The following is a 16,088-nucleotide window of genomic DNA, read 5'->3' as shown; positions in this document are numbered from 1 at the left end:
GCCGGAGGTTGTCCTTCGGCGGTGCTGGCATCGGCGTCGTTCCCGCTCCGAACATGGACCAAACGATACGGGAGTGCCCGTCAGCGGACGCGACCGCGAGGGCTGTGGCCGAAGAGATCAATCATTCGCTGGTCGCACCCACGGCGTGGTCGCTTGGACCCATCGTCGCTGTCCTGATGGCGCTGCAGGTTCTGCTGATCTGTTACCGCGTGCGCAACAGCTGGCTGTTTTCCGACGATTTCTTCGGTTTCATCGTGTACCAGGACATGGGCTTCACGCTGAAATACCTGTTCCGCGATGTGTTCGGGCAGGTGGCGCCTGGCTTCAGGGCCGTGCACGCGTTGCAGTTCGAGCTCGCCGGCGTGTCGTTTGTCGCGACCCAGTTCTATATCGTCGTGCTGTCGGTCCTGTCGTCGTATCTGCTGGTACGGATCGCCATGCATTTCACCACGTCGCGCTGGAGCATCGTGGCGCTGCTGATCGTCTATATCTTTTCGCTGCAGGCCCTTCACATGCAGCTGTGGTGTTCGTCGGCGCTGCATACGGTGTCGTGCATGGCCACGATGTTGCTGGCGATCCACGCCGCGCTGCAGGGGCGCTTCCTGCTGTCGGCGGTGGCCTATGCGATCGGCCTGTCGTTCACGGCGAAGGCGATCTTTTCCATCATCCCGGTGGCGGGATTTTATTGGGCGTCCGTGGCGCCGCTGGGCAGCCGTTCCGATGTCTGGCGGGCTGCCGTGCGCTTCAAGTTTCACGTGCTGGCGCTGGCGCTGTATGTGGCGATGGTCGTGGTGGTATCTCCCGGCATGAGCGCGCCGCGCGGCAGCGTCGCCGACGTGGCGCTGTTCGTCTGGAATGCCTTTGCCGATGGCGCCGCGGCATCGAGCATCGGGCTGGGCTCGCAGGCCTCGTCGGCCCCGCAACCCTTTGCCGCGATCGGGGCGGTGGTGTTGCTGGTCGTCGTCGCCATTGTCACCATCCGGGCGCAGCCGCGAAACGCGATCCTGTGGGCGACCTACCTGGCCTATGTGGTTCTGGGGATTCTCCCGGTGGCGATCCAGAGGGCAGGGATGTTCGGCAGCGGCAGCGGCAGCTCGCTGCGCTACAATTTCGAGACCTCCGCGCTGCTCATTGTCGTGCTCATGATCGCGCTATCCAGCCTGCGGCCCACCTTGCTGTTGCGCATGTCGGCCGTCGCCGCCGGCGTGGCGATTGCCGGGGTGCTGCAATGGCAGAGCACCAATGTGTTTCATGCCTGGGACATCGTCGCCACCAAGAAGTACATGCAGAATCTGCAGCTCTCGCTGGCGTCGTTGCCGCCGCAGGCGGCCATCGTCGATGAGGAAACGCCGGAGTTTGTCATTCCGAAATGGCTGGCGCCCTACAACACCACGCAGCGGATCAGCTATCTGCTGCGGCCCGCTCTGAAGCGGGCCGGTCCTGCGTCTGCAAGGTATCGCATCGATCCGTCGGGGTTCGTCGTCCAGCTGGTGAGCGAACGCACCGCGCCGCAGTAGCGGCGCAGTGCGGCGCGCCTAGCGCAGCGAGATCGCCAGCCCGCTGAGGTCGGCATTGACCATCAGCCCGGTCTGCCGTCCGCTCAGTTCCAGCAACGCGCCCTTTTCGTTGGTCAGCACGATGGCGCTGACGCCGCGGCCGACCGCAGCACCGGCACCGCCCGCGCCATAGACGCCCGCGACATCCGAAGGACGGTTGATGCGGCTCACCCGACCGGACAGATAGGTCTGCGACGCGCCGAACACCAGGCCGGCGCTGAGGCCACCGATCGACAGCGGATACTGCCGGCCGCGAAACGTCAGGGTGCCCGAGCCGCCCGACGCGCCGATGAACCAGCCGCCCTTCAGCACATTGATGCGAACCGTGCCGCTGTCGGCGCGCGCGGCGGAGGCGGCGAGGCTCGTGAGGGCGATGGTGGCAGCGACGAGGGCGGTGCGCAGGGTGGAGGTCATCATGAGAAGTCCTTGGGAACGTGATTCTTGCGCCGGTGCGGCTGAGGCGCAGAGTGCGGGAAATCGCAGGCGGGGTCCATGGGGAGCTCAGGGACCCGACCGCCTGCGTCCTCGTTGCGATGCCCCGACGCTACTTCTTGGCAATCTCGTCCAGTGCGGCGGCGAAGGCACCCATCACGACTTGCAGCGGCGCGGGCCCTGTCATCGCCGCGCGATCGATCGGGGTATGAAACAACGGGTGCAGGCCGAAAATGCCGATGAAATTCGGATAGCCCGCGGCAAAAACGTCGCGCAACTCGCCGATCGCCGCCCGGTTGCCCTGCATCCGGACCGCCGGCACATCTTGAAACCGGCGATCAATGGTCGCCGCGAGGCTTGCGCTGACGCCGATAAAGCGGGCTTTTGCATCGACCTCCGGCACGATGCGCCAGTCTCCGCCGTCGCGCACGCGCTGATAGCAGGCAAGCGATGCGCCGTAGTGAATCCATGCAGCAACCCGATCCGGCTTCGGCGCCTTGTCATGCAGGAACAACTCCATGCCGCCATGGCCGATTTCGTGCCCGGTGGTGGCTACGAAGATGAAGTTGGCATCGGGCAATGATGTTGCGGCGTAGCTGGCGGTGGCGAGAAAGGCCGCAATGCCCGGGCCTCGTTCGCAGGTGCTGGTGAACCAGCTGGAAACCGGGGTCGAGACCACGACGGTGCGGTCCTTGCCGCGGTCAAGCCGTCCGATGAGGTTTCGCCCGGCGACGCCCTTTTCATAATGCCCTTGAACCGACGCCGAAACCGAAGCTCCGGCGGTCTCGGCGGCTTCGAGCAGCGGCTCGTCTTTCGCCGCCACAAGAATGACCGGCACCGGCCACGGTTCATCGGTCTGCGCAACGTTGTAAGTGAAGATTTCACCGCTGGGGTGGCCGATGCTGAGCAGCACCGCAGCGGGGTGTTTGGCGATGGCGCCGGCGATCAGCTCCCGGTGTGTCTTGTTGAGATAGGCGCCCTGGTCATAGGGAATGTGCAGCCGGACAAATTTTCCCGTTGCATCGCCGCCATTTGCGATCGGGGCGGAGAGGCTGAAGCTCGCTTTGTCCTCCGGGATCCACCATTGCGGCAGCACGGCGAGGGTCTTGTCGCCGACGGTCAGGGACGCCGCGTCGAGAAAATACTGCTTGCCGATCGAGAAGCGCTGTTCCTCGATGGTGAGCCCGTCCGTCCGCAGCCGGTCGGCCAGCCAGTCCATCGCCCGCTGAATGCCGACGCTGCCGTACCTGTGAATGCCGAAGGAGTCGTATGTCTCGACGTCGGCATACAGCGCGTCGCCCGCCAATGGATCGACAGCTTGCTGCGATATCTTGACGTCGCGCGCCTCGTGCAGGGAAGGGTCTGCCGTCTGCGCCACAGCGGCAAACGGCAGGGTCCATGTCACGACAACGAATGTGAGCGCGATCCTGAAATACGACACCGGTTGCCTCCATTTTGGATGACCGACAGAAGCCAACATAGCCGGGAGAGTAGAACGATATCCGGGACTTCGGCGAGTCCTGCATATCTCTGCGCTCATGCGGGTTGTTTGCTTTCCGCTCACGCGCTCTTGCGCTTTGCCACGACGCGCGGCGGCGTTGCCTTCCGCTTGTCGCCCGGTCCAACGAACTGAATCTTTCCTCGCTTGATGCGCGCTTTCAGCATGTCGTTGATCCGCGTCTGCCAGCCCGGTCCGGTGGCGCGCAGGGCCGCCACCACGTCATCATCAAGCCGCAACTTCACCGGCACCTTGGGATTGTCGAGGCGCGGGCGGCCGATCCTGTTCTTGAATTGCGCGAGGATTTCCGGCGGCAGGTCCTCCGCGGGCTTTGAGGCCGCGAAATCGGCTGCCGTCCAGTCGGGGTTGTCGTCGAGGGTGCCGTTCCGGCTTTCTTCTTACGGGGCATGTCGTTTCATCTCCTTGGCATGAGCGCGGCGCAGGCTGATCGGCCGCACGATGCCGTCGCGAACGGTGAAGGCGAGATAGTAGGCTTTGCCATCGATATGGCCCCACGCGCGGTAGCGGACTTCGCCATAGTCCGCGCGTTCGTCGACGATGTAACGCGCGATCACCATGTCGGTCGCGCGATCCAGCGAAATCCTGTGCCGTGCGCGATTGATGGCGTCTTTCGCGGGATCGAAGGGCTTGGCCATGAAACTAAATGTGCACCCGGAAAGCCGGTACGTCAAATAGTTGGGTGTACAATAATGAGATTCGCGGGGATGCCAACCGCGTGGAGGATAATTTTCACATCGTGGATTGACGGCTGCGTTGATTTGGATTATAAACCTAGTCACCTCATCCCACTGAGGGGCGTTTCCTGGGACGCTTGGAAGTGCGGGATGAGGCGGTGGCGCCTGCGGGCGCGAGGCAGACGTTGCCTTGCGCACTCGGGAGGCCCTGTGTGGCCGTCCGACCCTACTAAGGGGGTCTGCCTTGAGTGGCTGGACGCGGACAGCGAAAGGCGGGGAAATCCCGCCGGAGTGGCGCAAGCCACGTGCTGGCCCGGAAGCACGGCCCTGGAGCCCAAAATCGCCACGGTGGGAGCGCTGACAAGGCGTTCCCCGGCCTCTCCTCCCGATGCGTCGGGATCACGCTGCGGCCACTACTACAAAAGCTGCGCCTGTCGGCGCTCCGCCTCCCTCGTTTCGGGAGGCCCCCTGGCAAGACCTTCACGCAAAGCATTTTGCGGGCAACGCACAGGCTTGCCCGGCCGCGGCGGCGTGCCGCGATCAATCATCCGAGAGGAGAGCGAGGCATGGCAAGGACGACGATCTGGGACGAGGCATTTCTGAAACAGCGCGCGGTCGATGCGCGCGCGGCGGCGCTGGCGCGGCAGACCGACGCCGACTGGGAGCGCGCGCAATTGCAGATCAAGCGCGAGGTGTCCGACGTGCATCGCGGCTTTGTGCGTTGTCCGGATAAGCGCTGCCGCCGTGCGCGGCACTGCCGGCCGGCAGCCTATCTCGCCTGCTTCGCCGTGCTGCGCGTCAGGCTCCCCCATGCTGTCGAGCAGGAGCTGATCGAGTATGTCTATGCCGAAATGCAAGCGCTGAGGCGGGATGCGGCGGATGTGGGGACGGAGGTAGAGTGCGAGAGGTAAGCGCGGTTCGTGCTTCCCCTCTCCCCAGCAAAGCGCAGCTTTGCGCAGCGGGAGAGGGTGCCCGAACGAAGTGAGGGCGGGAGAGGGGCTTGCGGCGTATGCGGCTGCGCCCCTCTCCCGGCCGCGCGGGCGCGCGTCCACCCTCTCCCGCCGCGCGCAGCTGCGCTGCGCGCGGCGGGAGAGGGAAAGGAAGTGCTGCCCTTCAGCAGCAGCGTGCAACTACACCAGCGTGATGGTGTCGATCTCGGCCATGTCCTCGGCGCTGAGTTTCCATTCGATCGCTCTGACGTTCTGCTCGATCTGCTCCGGCGTCGAGGCGCCGGCGATGACGCTCGACACCTGCGGCCGCGCGGCGAGCCAGGAGAAGGCGAGTTCGAGCATGGAGTGGCCGCGCGCACTGGCAAAGGCGGCGAGCTTGTCGACGATGGCTTCGTTGCGCGGCACCAAGTAGCGGTCGCGCAGCGCCGGCGCCTTGGCGAAGCGGGTGTTGGCGTCGACATTGGTGGCGCCGGCGTATTTGCCGGTCAGCATGCCGCCGGCCAGCGGGAAAAACGGCAGCAGGCCGAGATTGTATTGCTGCGCGGCCGGGATCAGTTCCTTCTCGTGGTCGCGCACCAGCAGGCTGTATTCGTCCTGGCACGACACGAAGCGGCTGGTGCCGGCGCCGCGCGCGGTGAATTCGGCCTCGGCGATGCGCCAGGCCGGGAAGTTGGAATTGCCGATGTAACGCACCTTGCCCTGGCGCACGAGGTCTTCCAGCGCGCGCAGGGTTTCCTCGATCGGCGTCAGCGAGTCGAAATCGTGCTGCTGGTAGAGGTCGATCCAGTCCGTCTTCAGCCGGGTCAGGCTGGCTTCGACCGCGCTCATGATGTAGCGGCGCGAGGCGCCCTGCTTGCTGCCGTCGGTGGCCATCGGCTTGCAGAATTTCGTCGCCAGCACGATGTCCTTGCGGCGATCGCCGAGCACCTGGCCGAGCACGGTTTCCGAGCCGCCCATGCCGGCATAGATGTCGGCGGTGTCGAACAGCGTGATGCCACAGTCGATCGCCTTGTGGATCACTTTTCGCGAGGCTTCGAGGTCGCTGCGCTGGCCGAAATTGTTGCAGCCGAGGCCGACCGCGGAGACGCGCAGGCCGGAGCCGCCGAGATTGCGAAGTTGCATGGAAGGTCCCATCAGGTTGTCACAGCCTCGTCTTATCGCGCGCACCACGCGCCGCGGCAAGACGCACTGCATCATGGCCGCCGCGCGGACGGGTCAGGCGGCGGGCAGCGGCTGCGGGTCGACCGTGGCAACAGGCGCCTGCTTCGGCGCCCCGGCGCGCAGCGCCGCGGTGGTCATGCGGCGCACCGCCAGTTCCGCATCCCTGGCGATCTGCTTGCGGTCGGCGCTCATGTCATAGGCCACCGCATCGCCCCAACTCACGGTGATGTCGATGGCGCCGGAGGCCAGCACGCCGATGAAATGCGGGATCAGGTCGGCGTCGCCATACCACGCCACGCGCTCGCGAAAGGCGCGTCCGACCGGCAGGCCGTCGACGCGCACATAGGCCAGCGACATCGGCTGCACGATGATGGACTTGTGGTGAGTGCTGCTGCCGAGCGCATGATGCACCGCGCCGACCAGCGCCGAGCGGAACGGCAGGATGCGGATGCCGTCGCTGGAGGTGCCTTCGGCGAACAGCACCACGGCGTCGCCGCCAAGCAGCCGGTCGCCGATCTCGCGGGTGGCCGCCCCGGTCTTGTGGCGGGCCTGGCGGTCGATGAAGATGGTGCGCTGCAGCTTCGACAGAAAGCCGAACACCGGCCAGCGCGCGACCTCGCTCTTGGCGATGAACACCACCGGGTTCAATGCACCGATGACGCAGATGTCCAGCCACGAAACGTGGTTGGACAGGATCAGCACGGGCGAGTCCATGGTGCGGGTGCCGACCTGGCGAATGCGGACGCCGAACAGCGCGCAGACGATGCGGTGAAACAGATGCGGCAGGCTGCGCTGCAGGCGCAGGTTGAAGGCGATGGCCAGCAACTGCAGCGGCAGCAGCAGCAGGGTCAGGACCGTGACAACGATGAGGACGGCGATGAAGCGGATCATGACACCTTGTACCGCGATTTCGGACCGCAGCGCGAGGACAGAGCAGGGAGCTCGGATAGTTATCCCGGCGGGATGCGAGAAAAAATGCGGTCCCTGCCGGACGCGGCGACAGGCAGGGACCGCTTGGGGACATCCGGTCGGCGACGGGGAAGCGGCCGGACGCAGGCGCAGGCTAGTCCGGGGTTGTTACGCGGCTGTGACACGCCTGGTTATCCCCAGCCGCACGGCCTATTCGGCGGCGTGCAGATGGCCGTCGGCGAACACGTCGCCGGTGCCGCGCAGCGCCAGGTAACGATCGTAGTCGGCGGGATTGTCGCTGCGCCGGATCAGATCGGTGATCGGCGTGTAGCTGAGCATGCGGCCGCCATCGGGCAGCGCCGTGCAGCTCAGCCGCACCACGATGCCGCTGCTGAGCCTGATATCGCACGGCGTGGTGTCGCCGGCGCGGATCATTTCGGTGCGCCGCGCGATAAAGCCGTCCAGTTCGTCGTCCGGCAGCGCATAGGCGCGGGTGTCGCGGCCGTGATACATCAGCGCGATGAAGGGCGGGTTGCTGTCGGCGAGCGCGTCCGGCACCGCGAACAGATCGCGAAACGCCCGGTTGATGAATTCGGCGCGGGTGTCGGCGTCGAGCAGGACGATGCCGATGGTGGTCTGGTCGAGCGCAGCGGCGAGCCGCCGTGCGGTGGCATGACGCGCGCGCTCGCGCCGCGATGCCTTGTGCGCGGCGGTGTGCAACATGCCGGTGACGATCGCTGCCATGGTTGCGCCGATCGCCAGCAGCGCGATGTCGATCAGGTCAGCCAATCTGAAGCCCAACGGCGTGCCGTGGACGAGCGCCAGCAGTACAACGCAGCCGACCGCGATGGCCGCGCCGGCAAGGCCCGCGCCGATGCCGCCCAGCGCCGCGGCGCAGACCACGAGGCCGACGAACAACGGCGCCAGATCCAGCGTTACGGCGAAGTACAGATTCGCCGCCATGGCGGCCAATGCCGCCGTTGCGGTCAGAAGAAGTCCGGACGTGGTGCGCGCGCTGAATGGCATCGTGTTGTCCCGTGTGGCCCAGAGACTAGGGCGACGCCATGACGAACGGTGCGATGTACACGAGTTCTTTTGTCGGTATGCCTAGGGCCGGATGGATTGATCCGGCGCATTTTTCCGTTTTTTCGATTCAATTGGTCGCGACATCGGAAGAAGCCGGTAAGGTTCGAGGCGCCGTCGCGTTGCCCGCACGCGGTGCCGGGCCACGATTGCTACTTCGCCGGCGACACGCGAAGAATTCGTCCGGCCGTACTGTCCGTCAGCAGATACAATGCGCCGTCCGGTCCCTGCCGGACATCGCGGATGCGTTCGTTGAGGTCCCGCAGCAGGCGTTCCTCGCCGGTGACCTTGTTGCCGTCGAGCGACAGCCGCACCAGCATCTGGCCGGCCAGCGCGCCGGTGAACAGGCTGCCGCGCCATTTCGGAAACAGTTCGCCGGTGTAGAACGCCATGCCGCTCGGCGCGATCGACGGCACCCAATACTTGACCGGCTGTTCCATGCCGGGCTTCGACGTGCTGCCGTGGATCTTGGCGCCATTGTAGTCGATGCCGAAACCGATCACCGGCCAGCCGTAGTTCTTGCCCGGGCTGATGATGTTGACCTCGTCGCCGCCGCGCGGGCCGTGCTCGGTCTCCCACAATTCGCCGGACGCCGGATTGAAGGCGAGGCCCTGTTCGTTGCGGTGGCCATAGCTCCAGATCTCGGGCCTGGCGCCGTCGCGACCGACGAACGGATTGTCCGAAGGGACCGAGCCGTCCGGCGCAATGCGGATCAGCTTGCCAAGATGATTGGCGAGATTCTGCGCCTCGTCGCGATACGTAAAGTGCTCACCGAGCGTGACGAACAGCTTGCCGTCCGGGCTCTGCGCGATGCGGCAGCCGTAGTGATTGCCCGACGACAGCGGCCCGTCCTGGCGGAAGATCACCTTGACGTCGTCGAGCCGCCCGGCCGCCGCGTTGAGTTTCGCGCGCGCCACCGCGGTGCGGCCGCCGTTGCCTGCGCGTTGGGCGTAGCAGAAATAGATGTCGCTATTGTCAGCGAAAGAACGATCGATGATGACGTCGAGCAGCCCGCCCTGGCCGGATGCCCAGACCTCGGGCACGCCTTTCAGCGGCGGCGAAAGCTGCCCTTCATGTGTGACAAGGCGCATGCGGCCAGGCCGCTCGGTGACCAGCATGCGTCCGTCGGGCAGTAAGGCGAGCGCCCACGGATTGACGAGGCCGCCGGCGACGGTCTGCACCTGGAGTTGTCCCGCGGAGGAGGCGAACGAGGAATTCTCGCCGCGGGTGCCGGTGGCGATCAGGAACGTGGCGGTCACGATGATCGCGGCTGCCAGCGATGCGGTGACCCAGACAACTGGCGACTTCATCCTGGTCTCCATCGCGGGCGTGACCGTGGTTCGCTGGCGTCGTCGATCATCCCCGGTGGATCGCGAGAGGGAGACGATGTGCGTGAGGGGAGAGGTCAGGAGTTCAGCCGAGGACAGGCATCGCCGTGGCTACCCTGATCGACAGCATGGTGAGGGTGACGATGAGGCAGAGCGACAGACAGCCGACGGCGAGCGCCGCAGCGACGGCGTTGGTCAGCCGGGATGAAGCAACCGGGGCAAGGCGAAGCTGGAAACCGGGGCCTTGGCGAAGCGACCGTATCATGGCCGTAAATCCTTCAATACACGAGCGAATCACCCGCGTACCTCCAGATTTTGCAGCGATGGCAGGCAATATTTGGGCGAAAAACCGCCAACCGTGGCGAAAGGAGGGCGTAAATGCCGGTTATGCCCGCTATTTTAAGAAATTATGCCTCGGCGGCAGCTGCTGCGGTATCGAGATCCGCAACCGCGCCGGCGCGTTCGGCCATGGAGACGAAGCCGGGTTCCTGCTCGACGCGACGCAGCCAGCGCCGGATCGACGGGAAGGTGGACAGGTCGAAATCGCATTGCTCGGCGACGTGGGTATAGCCGTACAGCGCGATGTCGGCGATGGTGAGCTGCCCGGCGGCGAAGTAGTCGTTGGTGTTGAGATGGTTATCCATCACCTGCAGCGCCGCGTAGCCGCGCTCCATCCAGTCTTCCAGCGCGTGGGTCTGCAGATCGCGGCCGCCCTTGACCAGGCACAGCCAGAAATAGGCGGCGCCGATATTCGGCTCCAGCGCGTGCTGTTCGAAGAACATCCACTGCAGCGCCTCGGCGCGGTCCATGCGGGATTCCGGCGCCAGCGACGTGCCGATGGCCACATACCACAGGATGGCATTGGACTCGGCCAGGAAGCGGCCTTCGGCGACCTCGAGCAGCGGCACCTGGCCGCTCGGATTCATGGCGAGAAAGTCAGGGGTGCGGCTTTCGCCACGCAGAATATCGACCTCGACGGCGCGATAGGGCGCGCCCAGAAACGCCAGCGCAAGGCGGACCTTGTAGCTGTTGCCGGATCGCTGCATGGAGTAGAGCTTGTACATTCGCGGTCGTTCGATTCATCGGTGATTGACGCGCGCGTACCCCCGCAACGCGTTCAAACAATGATGCCGATGGCCTTGCGTCGCAAGCCCCGGATCTGGAAAAAGTCGAAAACCACCGCCACGCGAAGAGGGCGTGAAAGATCATGCCATGCGCCGCGCCATGCCGCATCGCGACGATGGCACGACGTTCATCGGCGCGGCGCCGCGATCACTCTTTCGCGAACGCTATGCAGCAGCGCTGACCTATGCGGCCGTCAGGCTGTCGCTCAGCGGCATTCGCGAAAAATCGACTGAATTGCCATCGATGCCGCTCGCTCCGGACAAAATCGGCAAAAAAGCCCGTCTGATGCGGCGTGTTTTGCCCAAGCTTCTTGCGATGCTGCGTTGCGGGCTTTAGGGTGCGCCGATCCCAACAGGATCGTTCATAATTGAAGTCGCGCCCGGCTGTTGCGCGACGTTGCAAGGAGATGATGATGTCGTTTTTGTCCGCTGCGCTCGACCGTGTGAAGCCGTCCGCGACCATCGCGGTGACGGATAAAGCACGCGCGCTGAAAGCAGCCGGCCGCAACGTCATCGGCCTCGGTTCGGGCGAGCCCGACTTCGACACCCCGGCCAACATCAAGCTGGCGGCCATCCACGCCATCGAAGCCGGCAAGACCAAGTATACCGCGGTGGACGGCATTCCCGAGCTGAAGGACGCGATCATCGCGAAGTTTCAGCGCGAGAACGGCCTGACCTACAAGCCGAACCAGATCATCGTCGGCACCGGCGGCAAGCAGGTGCTGTATAACGCGCTGATGGCGACGCTGAACCCCGGTGACGAGGTCATCATCCCGGCGCCGTACTGGGTCAGCTATCCGGAAATGGTGGCGTTGGCCGGCGGCACTCCGGTGCCGGTTGTCTGCACCGCCGAGTTCGGCTTCAAGCTGCAGGCGCAGGCCTTGGAAGCGGCGATCACGCCGAAGACCAAGTGGATCATCCTGTGCTCGCCGTCGAACCCGACCGGCGCCGCCTATTCGCGCGCCGAGCTGAAGGCGCTCACCGACGTGCTGGTCAAGCATCCGCACGTCTGGGTGATGACCGACGACATGTATGAGCACCTGGTCTATGACGACTTCGTGTTCACCACCCCGGCGCAGATCGAGCCGAAGCTGTATGACCGCACGCTGACCGTGAACGGCGTGTCCAAGGCCTATTGCATGACCGGCTGGCGCATCGGCTATGCCGGCGGCCCGGTCGAGCTGATCAAGGCGATGGCGACGATCCAGTCGCAGTCGACCTCGAACCCCTCGTCGATCGCCCAGTGGGCGGCGGTGGAAGCCCTGAACGGTCCTCAGGACTTCATCCCGGCCAACAACGCGGTGTTCAAGGAGCGCCGCGATCTGGTGGTGGCGATGCTCAACCAGGCCAAGGGCATCGATTGCCCGCGTCCGGAAGGCGCCTTCTATGTCTATCCGTCCTGCGCCGGCACCATCGGCAAGACCGCGCCGTCGGGCAAGGTGATCGAGAACGACGAGGACTTCGTCACTGAACTGCTGGAGACCGAAGGTGTTGCCGTGGTGCAGGGCTCTGCCTTCGGCCTCGGCCCGGCATTCCGGATCTCCTATGCAACCAAAACCTCGGATCTCGAGGATGCCTGCAACCGGATTCAGCGCTTCTGCGGCAACCTGCGCTGAGTCAAAATATAAAACGTCAAAAATCGCGACCTTTTGACGCCGTTTATTGGGAAGCGCCTTGTTTTGGACACGGCGCTTCCTTCCTGTGCCCACGCAATTTGAATCCCAAAAAGGCGGAGTAAATCTATGCACTTCTCTAAAATGTTCGGTATCGCAACCGTTGCGCTCGTCGCGTCATTCGCTTCGGCGAACGCGCAGCAGGGCGTCCGCGTCGGCGTGCTCGAATGCACCGGCGGCCAGAATGTCAGCTTCGTGGTTGGCTCGAATGCGACCCTGAACTGCGTCTTCCAGAGCGAAGGCGGCCGTGCAGAAGGTTACGTCGCCAACATCAAGCGCTTCGGCCTCGATCTCGGCTTCACCCAGAACACCACCGTTCAGTGGACCGCCTTCGCACCCTACGCGCGCGTTCCCCGCGGCGGTCTCGCCGGCAGCTACGGCGGCGTTGGCTCCAATGCCTCGGTCGGCATCGGCTTCGGCGGCAACTTCCTGCTCGGCGGCAACGGCAATCAGTACACCCTGCAGCCGATCAGCGTTCAGGGCCAGACCGGCCTCAACGTGGCAGCCGGCATCGTCAACCTCGAGCTGACCCCCGCTGCGCCGGTGCGTGGCAAGCGTCACTCGCGCCGTCATCATCGTCACCACTAATCGACGACCGGTTACGGTTAACGAAAGGCCCGCGCAAGCGGGCCTTTTTGCTTGTTGGGATCGGCTGCGCCCGTCGTCATTGAACAGACACGGCTGCTGTGACTAGATACCGCCGCGGATCGGCAAGGGATTCTGTCGCGCCGGCCCCGCATCGTTGTGCATCACACCGCTGACCCCTTGGAGATCATATTATGAGCCGCCTCTCGCTACTTCTCGGCACCGCTGCCGCCATGCTGGTCGCCGTCGCCGCGCAGGCGCAGCAGCCGCAGGCCGTTCAGATCGGCGTTCTCAACTGCCGCGGCGGCGCGAGCGTCGGCTTTGTCGTCGGCTCGGTGACCAATCTGGGCTGCCTGCTGCAGGCCAGCGGTCGTCCGGACCAGCCCTACGTCGCCACCATCCGCAAGGTGGGACTCGACCTCGGCATCACCCAGGAAACCGCGTTGTCGTGGGCGGTGTTTGCCCCGGTCGAGCGCGCCGGCATCGGCGATCTCTCCGGCAACTATGCCGGCGCCCAGGGCTCGGCCTCGTTCGGCGTCGGACTCGGCGCCAATGTCCTGGTCGGCGGCTCCGCCAATTCCATCGCATTGCAGCCGCTCAGCCTGCAGGGCTCGACCGGCGTCAACGTCGCGGCCGGCCTGGAAAGCCTCGAGCTGCGTCCGGGACGATAAGCAGCAACACGCAGAATGTCCGTGCCCCGGATGCAGCGCAACGCGCCGCGGAGTGGCGTGGTGCGCTGCATCCGGGGCCGTAACGGGCGGCGGTATCTGTGACGGTCCCGGATCTGCGAAGCGGCATAAGAATGCCGCATCGCGTCCGGGACACAACACCCCTGCAGCGCAGCAACGTTTGTGACTTGCCAATAGCGCAGCGCGGGCGGACGATCCCGTGCCGACCCAATCACGGGCCGAGCTCCAGATCAGGAGGCGGCAATGGGACAAGACCTGAGAAGTCCCCGCGGGCCCCGGTGCATTGCACTGGTGGGCCCTTTCCAGAGCGGAAAAACCACCCTGCTTGAAGCGATCCTGACCCGCACCGGGGCGATCCCGCGGGCCGGCAGCGTCGATGCCGGCTCAAGCGTCGGCGATGCCAGCCCCGAGGCGCGGCACCACAAGATGGGCGTCAGCCTCACCGCCGTCAGCACCACCTTCATGGGCGACAGCTACACCTTCATCGACTGTCCAGGCTCGGTGGAATTCGCCCATGACATGCGCGCGGCCTTGCCGGCGGTCGATGCTGCGGTCGTGGTCTGCGAGGCCGACGAGCGCAAGCTGCCGCAGCTGCAACTGATCATGCGCGAACTCGAGGATCTCGGGATTCCGCGCTTCCTGTTTCTCAACAAGATCGACCGCGCCAGCAAGCGCGTGCGCGAAACCCTCGACACGCTGCAGCCGGCGTCGCGGATTCCGCTGGTGCTGCGGCAGATCCCGATCTGGAACGGCGAACTGATCGCCGGCTTCGTCGATCTCGCGCTGGAGCGCGCCTTTGTCTATCGTGAGCATAAGGCGTCCGAGGTGATCGCACTCGATGGCGGCGATCTCGCGCGCGAGAAGGAAGCGCGCTTCTCGATGCTCGAAAAACTCGCCGATCACGACGACGCGCTGATGGAGCAATTGCTCGAAGATATCGTGCCACCGGCCGATGCGGTGTTCGACGACCTCGCGCGCGAATTGCGTGAGGGCGTGATCTGCCCGGTGCTGCTCGGCTCGGCGCTGCGCGAGAACGGCGTGCTGCGGCTCCTGAAGGCGCTGCGCCACGAGGCGCCGGGGATTGCGGAGACCGCGAAACGTCTCGGCGTGCCCGCCGCGGGCAAGGAGGCGCTGGCCTGCGTGATCAAGACCACGCACCAGCCCCATGGCGGCAAGCTGTCGCTGGCGCGGGTCGTCTCGGGCCGGCTTGAGGACGGAGTGACGCTGCAGGCCTCGTCCGGTGAGAGCGGTCGGGTATCGGGCATACTCGCCGCCGATGCCGGTCACGACAGCAAGCGCGCGGCGGCAGAAGCCGGCGAGGTGGTGTCGCTGGGCAAGCTCGAGCACATCAGGACCGGCGACACGCTGTCGTCGGGCAAGACCGCGCCCAGGGCGCTGTTCAGCGTGGTGGCGACGCCGCCGGTGCTGGCCATGGCGCTGGCTGCGGCCGACCGCAAGGATGACGTCAAGCTCGGCCAGGCGCTGTTGAAGCTGAACGAGGAGGACCCCTCGCTGAGCGTCGTCAACAATGCGCGCAGCCATGACGTGGTGCTGTGGGGGCAGGGCGAAATGCATCTGCGCGTCGCGCTGGAGCGCCTGCACGACCGCTTCGGCGTCACCGTCAGGTCGCAGCCACCAACCATCGGTTACCAGGAGACCATCCGCAAGCCGATCACCCTGCGCGGCCGTCACAAGAAGCAGTCCGGCGGCCACGGCCAGTTCGGCGACGTGGTATTGGAGATCCGGCCGTTGCCGCGCGGCGGCGGTTTTGCTTTCGACGAGAAGGTGGTGGGCGGCGCGGTGCCGCGCAACTACATTCCGGCGGTCGGCGAGGGCGTGGTCGACGGGCTCGCCCGTGGCCCGCTCGGTTTCCCGGTGATCGACGTGCAGGTCACGCTCACCGACGGCTCCTATCACAGCGTCGATTCGTCGGATCTCGCGTTCCGCACCGCCGCGCGCATCGGCGTCTCGGAGGGGCTGCCGCAGTGCCAGCCGGTGCTGCTGGAGCCGATCCATGTGGTGGAAGTGGCGTGCCCCACGGAGACCACGGCGAAGATCAATGCCATCCTGTCAGGACGCCGTGGCCAGATCCTCGGCTTCGACACCCGCGAGGGTTGGCCGGGCTGGGACCGTGTGCGCGCCATGTTGCCGGAAGCGGAGATCGGCGACCTGATCGTCGAACTGCGTTCGGCCACCGCGGGCGCCGGCAGCTTTGTCCGCGCCTTCGACCGCATGGCCGAAGTCACCGGCCGCGCCGCCGAGCAGATCATCGCCGCGCACAGGGTCGCGGCGTGAGGTAAACTGCGGTCCATGATTTTAGGACCGCGAGATCGTCATCATCGGCAACAGCGGCTCAGGCAAGAGCACGCTGGCGCGACTGCTTGAGAGCAGGATCGGTGGCGAGC

17 protein-coding genes are annotated in these 16,088 nt (G+C 65.4%); 7 read left to right on the top strand and 10 right to left on the bottom strand.

What is annotated here, in order from left to right:
• The first annotated feature begins 104 nt into the window (after positions 1-104).
• Positions 105-1,517 carry a hypothetical protein gene (locus ONR75_RS25915; RefSeq protein ID WP_265079771.1) on the top strand — a complete coding sequence of 471 codons (1,413 nt, stop codon included), beginning with the start codon at positions 105-107 and terminating at the stop codon, positions 1,515-1,517.
• A gap of 18 nt (positions 1,518-1,535) precedes the next feature.
• Here ONR75_RS25915 and ONR75_RS25910 read toward each other — a convergent pair whose 3' ends face one another.
• The 4 genes from ONR75_RS25910 to ONR75_RS25895 all read right to left on the bottom strand — a co-directional run bounded on the left by ONR75_RS25910 (position 1,536) and on the right by ONR75_RS25895 (position 4,142).
• Positions 1,536-1,970, bottom strand: coding sequence for a hypothetical protein (locus tag ONR75_RS25910; protein ID WP_413776538.1), 435 nt, complete (start codon positions 1,968-1,970; stop codon positions 1,536-1,538).
• A 130-nt stretch (positions 1,971-2,100) separates the two neighbouring features.
• On the bottom strand, positions 2,101-3,429 hold the full coding sequence (locus ONR75_RS25905; RefSeq protein WP_265079769.1) for a hypothetical protein: 1,329 nt from the start codon (positions 3,427-3,429) through the stop codon (positions 2,101-2,103).
• Positions 3,430-3,548: 119 nt separating this feature from the next.
• Entirely contained in the window at positions 3,549-3,803 is a 255-nt protein-coding gene (locus ONR75_RS25900) for a BrnA antitoxin family protein (RefSeq protein ID WP_265083799.1), read from the bottom strand.
• Positions 3,804-3,884: 81 nt separating this feature from the next.
• On the bottom strand, positions 3,885-4,142 hold the full coding sequence (locus ONR75_RS25895; RefSeq protein ID WP_265079768.1) for a BrnT family toxin: 258 nt from the start codon (positions 4,140-4,142) through the stop codon (positions 3,885-3,887).
• A 605-nt stretch (positions 4,143-4,747) separates the two neighbouring features.
• Between ONR75_RS25895 and ONR75_RS25890 the strand changes: the two genes are divergently transcribed.
• On the top strand, positions 4,748-5,092 hold the full coding sequence (locus ONR75_RS25890; protein WP_265079767.1) for a hypothetical protein: 345 nt from the start codon (positions 4,748-4,750) through the stop codon (positions 5,090-5,092).
• A gap of 219 nt (positions 5,093-5,311) precedes the next feature.
• Here the strand turns inward: ONR75_RS25890 and ONR75_RS25885 are convergent, their stop codons facing one another.
• From ONR75_RS25885 to ONR75_RS25860, 6 genes are all read right to left on the bottom strand, one after another.
• Positions 5,312-6,253, bottom strand: a complete 942-nt coding sequence (locus tag ONR75_RS25885) for an aldo/keto reductase (protein WP_265079766.1) — start codon at positions 6,251-6,253, stop codon at positions 5,312-5,314.
• 93 nt (positions 6,254-6,346) lie between these two features.
• Entirely contained in the window at positions 6,347-7,183 is an 837-nt protein-coding gene (locus ONR75_RS25880; RefSeq protein WP_265079765.1) for a lysophospholipid acyltransferase family protein, read from the bottom strand.
• Positions 7,184-7,411: 228 nt separating this feature from the next.
• Positions 7,412-8,227 (bottom strand): PAS-domain containing protein, encoded by an 816-nt coding sequence (locus ONR75_RS25875; RefSeq protein ID WP_265079764.1) that lies wholly within the window; start codon positions 8,225-8,227, stop codon positions 7,412-7,414.
• Positions 8,228-8,436: 209 nt separating this feature from the next.
• The gene (locus tag ONR75_RS25870; RefSeq protein WP_265079763.1) at positions 8,437-9,594 is read right to left on the bottom strand and encodes a PQQ-dependent sugar dehydrogenase; all 1,158 of its coding nucleotides are present in this window, start codon (positions 9,592-9,594) and stop codon (positions 8,437-8,439) included.
• 103 nt (positions 9,595-9,697) lie between these two features.
• A complete protein-coding gene (locus tag ONR75_RS25865) occupies positions 9,698-9,877 on the bottom strand; it encodes a hypothetical protein (protein ID WP_265079762.1) in 180 nt (59 codons plus the stop codon).
• Positions 9,878-10,019: 142 nt separating this feature from the next.
• On the bottom strand, positions 10,020-10,676 hold the full coding sequence (locus ONR75_RS25860; protein ID WP_265079761.1) for a glutathione S-transferase family protein: 657 nt from the start codon (positions 10,674-10,676) through the stop codon (positions 10,020-10,022).
• A 133-nt stretch (positions 10,677-10,809) separates the two neighbouring features.
• On the opposite strand from ONR75_RS25860, the gene ONR75_RS25855 reads away from it, so the two are divergent.
• From ONR75_RS25855 to ONR75_RS25835, 5 genes are all read left to right on the top strand, one after another.
• Complete coding sequence (locus ONR75_RS25855; RefSeq protein ID WP_265079760.1) at positions 10,810-11,073, top strand: hypothetical protein; 264 nt, start codon at positions 10,810-10,812, stop codon at positions 11,071-11,073.
• A gap of 76 nt (positions 11,074-11,149) precedes the next feature.
• The gene (locus tag ONR75_RS25850; RefSeq protein ID WP_265079759.1) at positions 11,150-12,352 is read left to right on the top strand and encodes a pyridoxal phosphate-dependent aminotransferase; all 1,203 of its coding nucleotides are present in this window, start codon (positions 11,150-11,152) and stop codon (positions 12,350-12,352) included.
• A 126-nt stretch (positions 12,353-12,478) separates the two neighbouring features.
• Positions 12,479-12,997 carry a DUF992 domain-containing protein gene (locus tag ONR75_RS25845; RefSeq protein ID WP_265079758.1) on the top strand — a complete coding sequence of 173 codons (519 nt, stop codon included), beginning with the start codon at positions 12,479-12,481 and terminating at the stop codon, positions 12,995-12,997.
• Between the two features lie 191 nt (positions 12,998-13,188).
• Positions 13,189-13,665 (top strand): DUF992 domain-containing protein, encoded by a 477-nt coding sequence (locus tag ONR75_RS25840; RefSeq protein WP_265079757.1) that lies wholly within the window; start codon positions 13,189-13,191, stop codon positions 13,663-13,665.
• Between the two features lie 261 nt (positions 13,666-13,926).
• Positions 13,927-15,978 (top strand): elongation factor G, encoded by a 2,052-nt coding sequence (locus ONR75_RS25835; protein ID WP_265079756.1) that lies wholly within the window; start codon positions 13,927-13,929, stop codon positions 15,976-15,978.
• The last annotated feature ends 110 nt before the right edge of the window (positions 15,979-16,088 follow it).

The sequence above is a fragment of the Rhodopseudomonas sp. P2A-2r genome (genome assembly GCF_026015985.1).
Taxonomy (GTDB): Bacteria; Pseudomonadota; Alphaproteobacteria; order Rhizobiales; family Xanthobacteraceae; genus Tardiphaga.
Note: the sequence above shows the minus strand (reverse complement) of the source record. Positions and strands in the feature narration are given on the sequence as shown.

Coding starts and splice junctions, on each gene's coding strand:
- ONR75_RS25910 (WP_413776538.1), bottom strand. CDS start 1,970: ATGACCTCCACCCTGCGCACCGCCCTCGTCGCTGCCACCATCGCCCTC.
- ONR75_RS25895 (WP_265079768.1), bottom strand. CDS start 4,142: ATGGCCAAGCCCTTCGATCCCGCGAAAGACGCCATCAATCGCGCACGG.
- ONR75_RS25890 (WP_265079767.1), top strand. CDS start 4,748: ATGGCAAGGACGACGATCTGGGACGAGGCATTTCTGAAACAGCGCGCG.
- ONR75_RS25885 (WP_265079766.1), bottom strand. CDS start 6,253: ATGCAACTTCGCAATCTCGGCGGCTCCGGCCTGCGCGTCTCCGCGGTC.
- ONR75_RS25880 (WP_265079765.1), bottom strand. CDS start 7,183: ATGATCCGCTTCATCGCCGTCCTCATCGTTGTCACGGTCCTGACCCTG.
- ONR75_RS25875 (WP_265079764.1), bottom strand. CDS start 8,227: ATGCCATTCAGCGCGCGCACCACGTCCGGACTTCTTCTGACCGCAACG.
- ONR75_RS25870 (WP_265079763.1), bottom strand. CDS start 9,594: ATGAAGTCGCCAGTTGTCTGGGTCACCGCATCGCTGGCAGCCGCGATC.
- ONR75_RS25865 (WP_265079762.1), bottom strand. CDS start 9,877: ATGATACGGTCGCTTCGCCAAGGCCCCGGTTTCCAGCTTCGCCTTGCC.
- ONR75_RS25860 (WP_265079761.1), bottom strand. CDS start 10,676: ATGTACAAGCTCTACTCCATGCAGCGATCCGGCAACAGCTACAAGGTC.
- ONR75_RS25850 (WP_265079759.1), top strand. CDS start 11,150: ATGTCGTTTTTGTCCGCTGCGCTCGACCGTGTGAAGCCGTCCGCGACC.
- ONR75_RS25845 (WP_265079758.1), top strand. CDS start 12,479: ATGCACTTCTCTAAAATGTTCGGTATCGCAACCGTTGCGCTCGTCGCG.
- ONR75_RS25840 (WP_265079757.1), top strand. CDS start 13,189: ATGAGCCGCCTCTCGCTACTTCTCGGCACCGCTGCCGCCATGCTGGTC.
- ONR75_RS25835 (WP_265079756.1), top strand. CDS start 13,927: ATGGGACAAGACCTGAGAAGTCCCCGCGGGCCCCGGTGCATTGCACTG.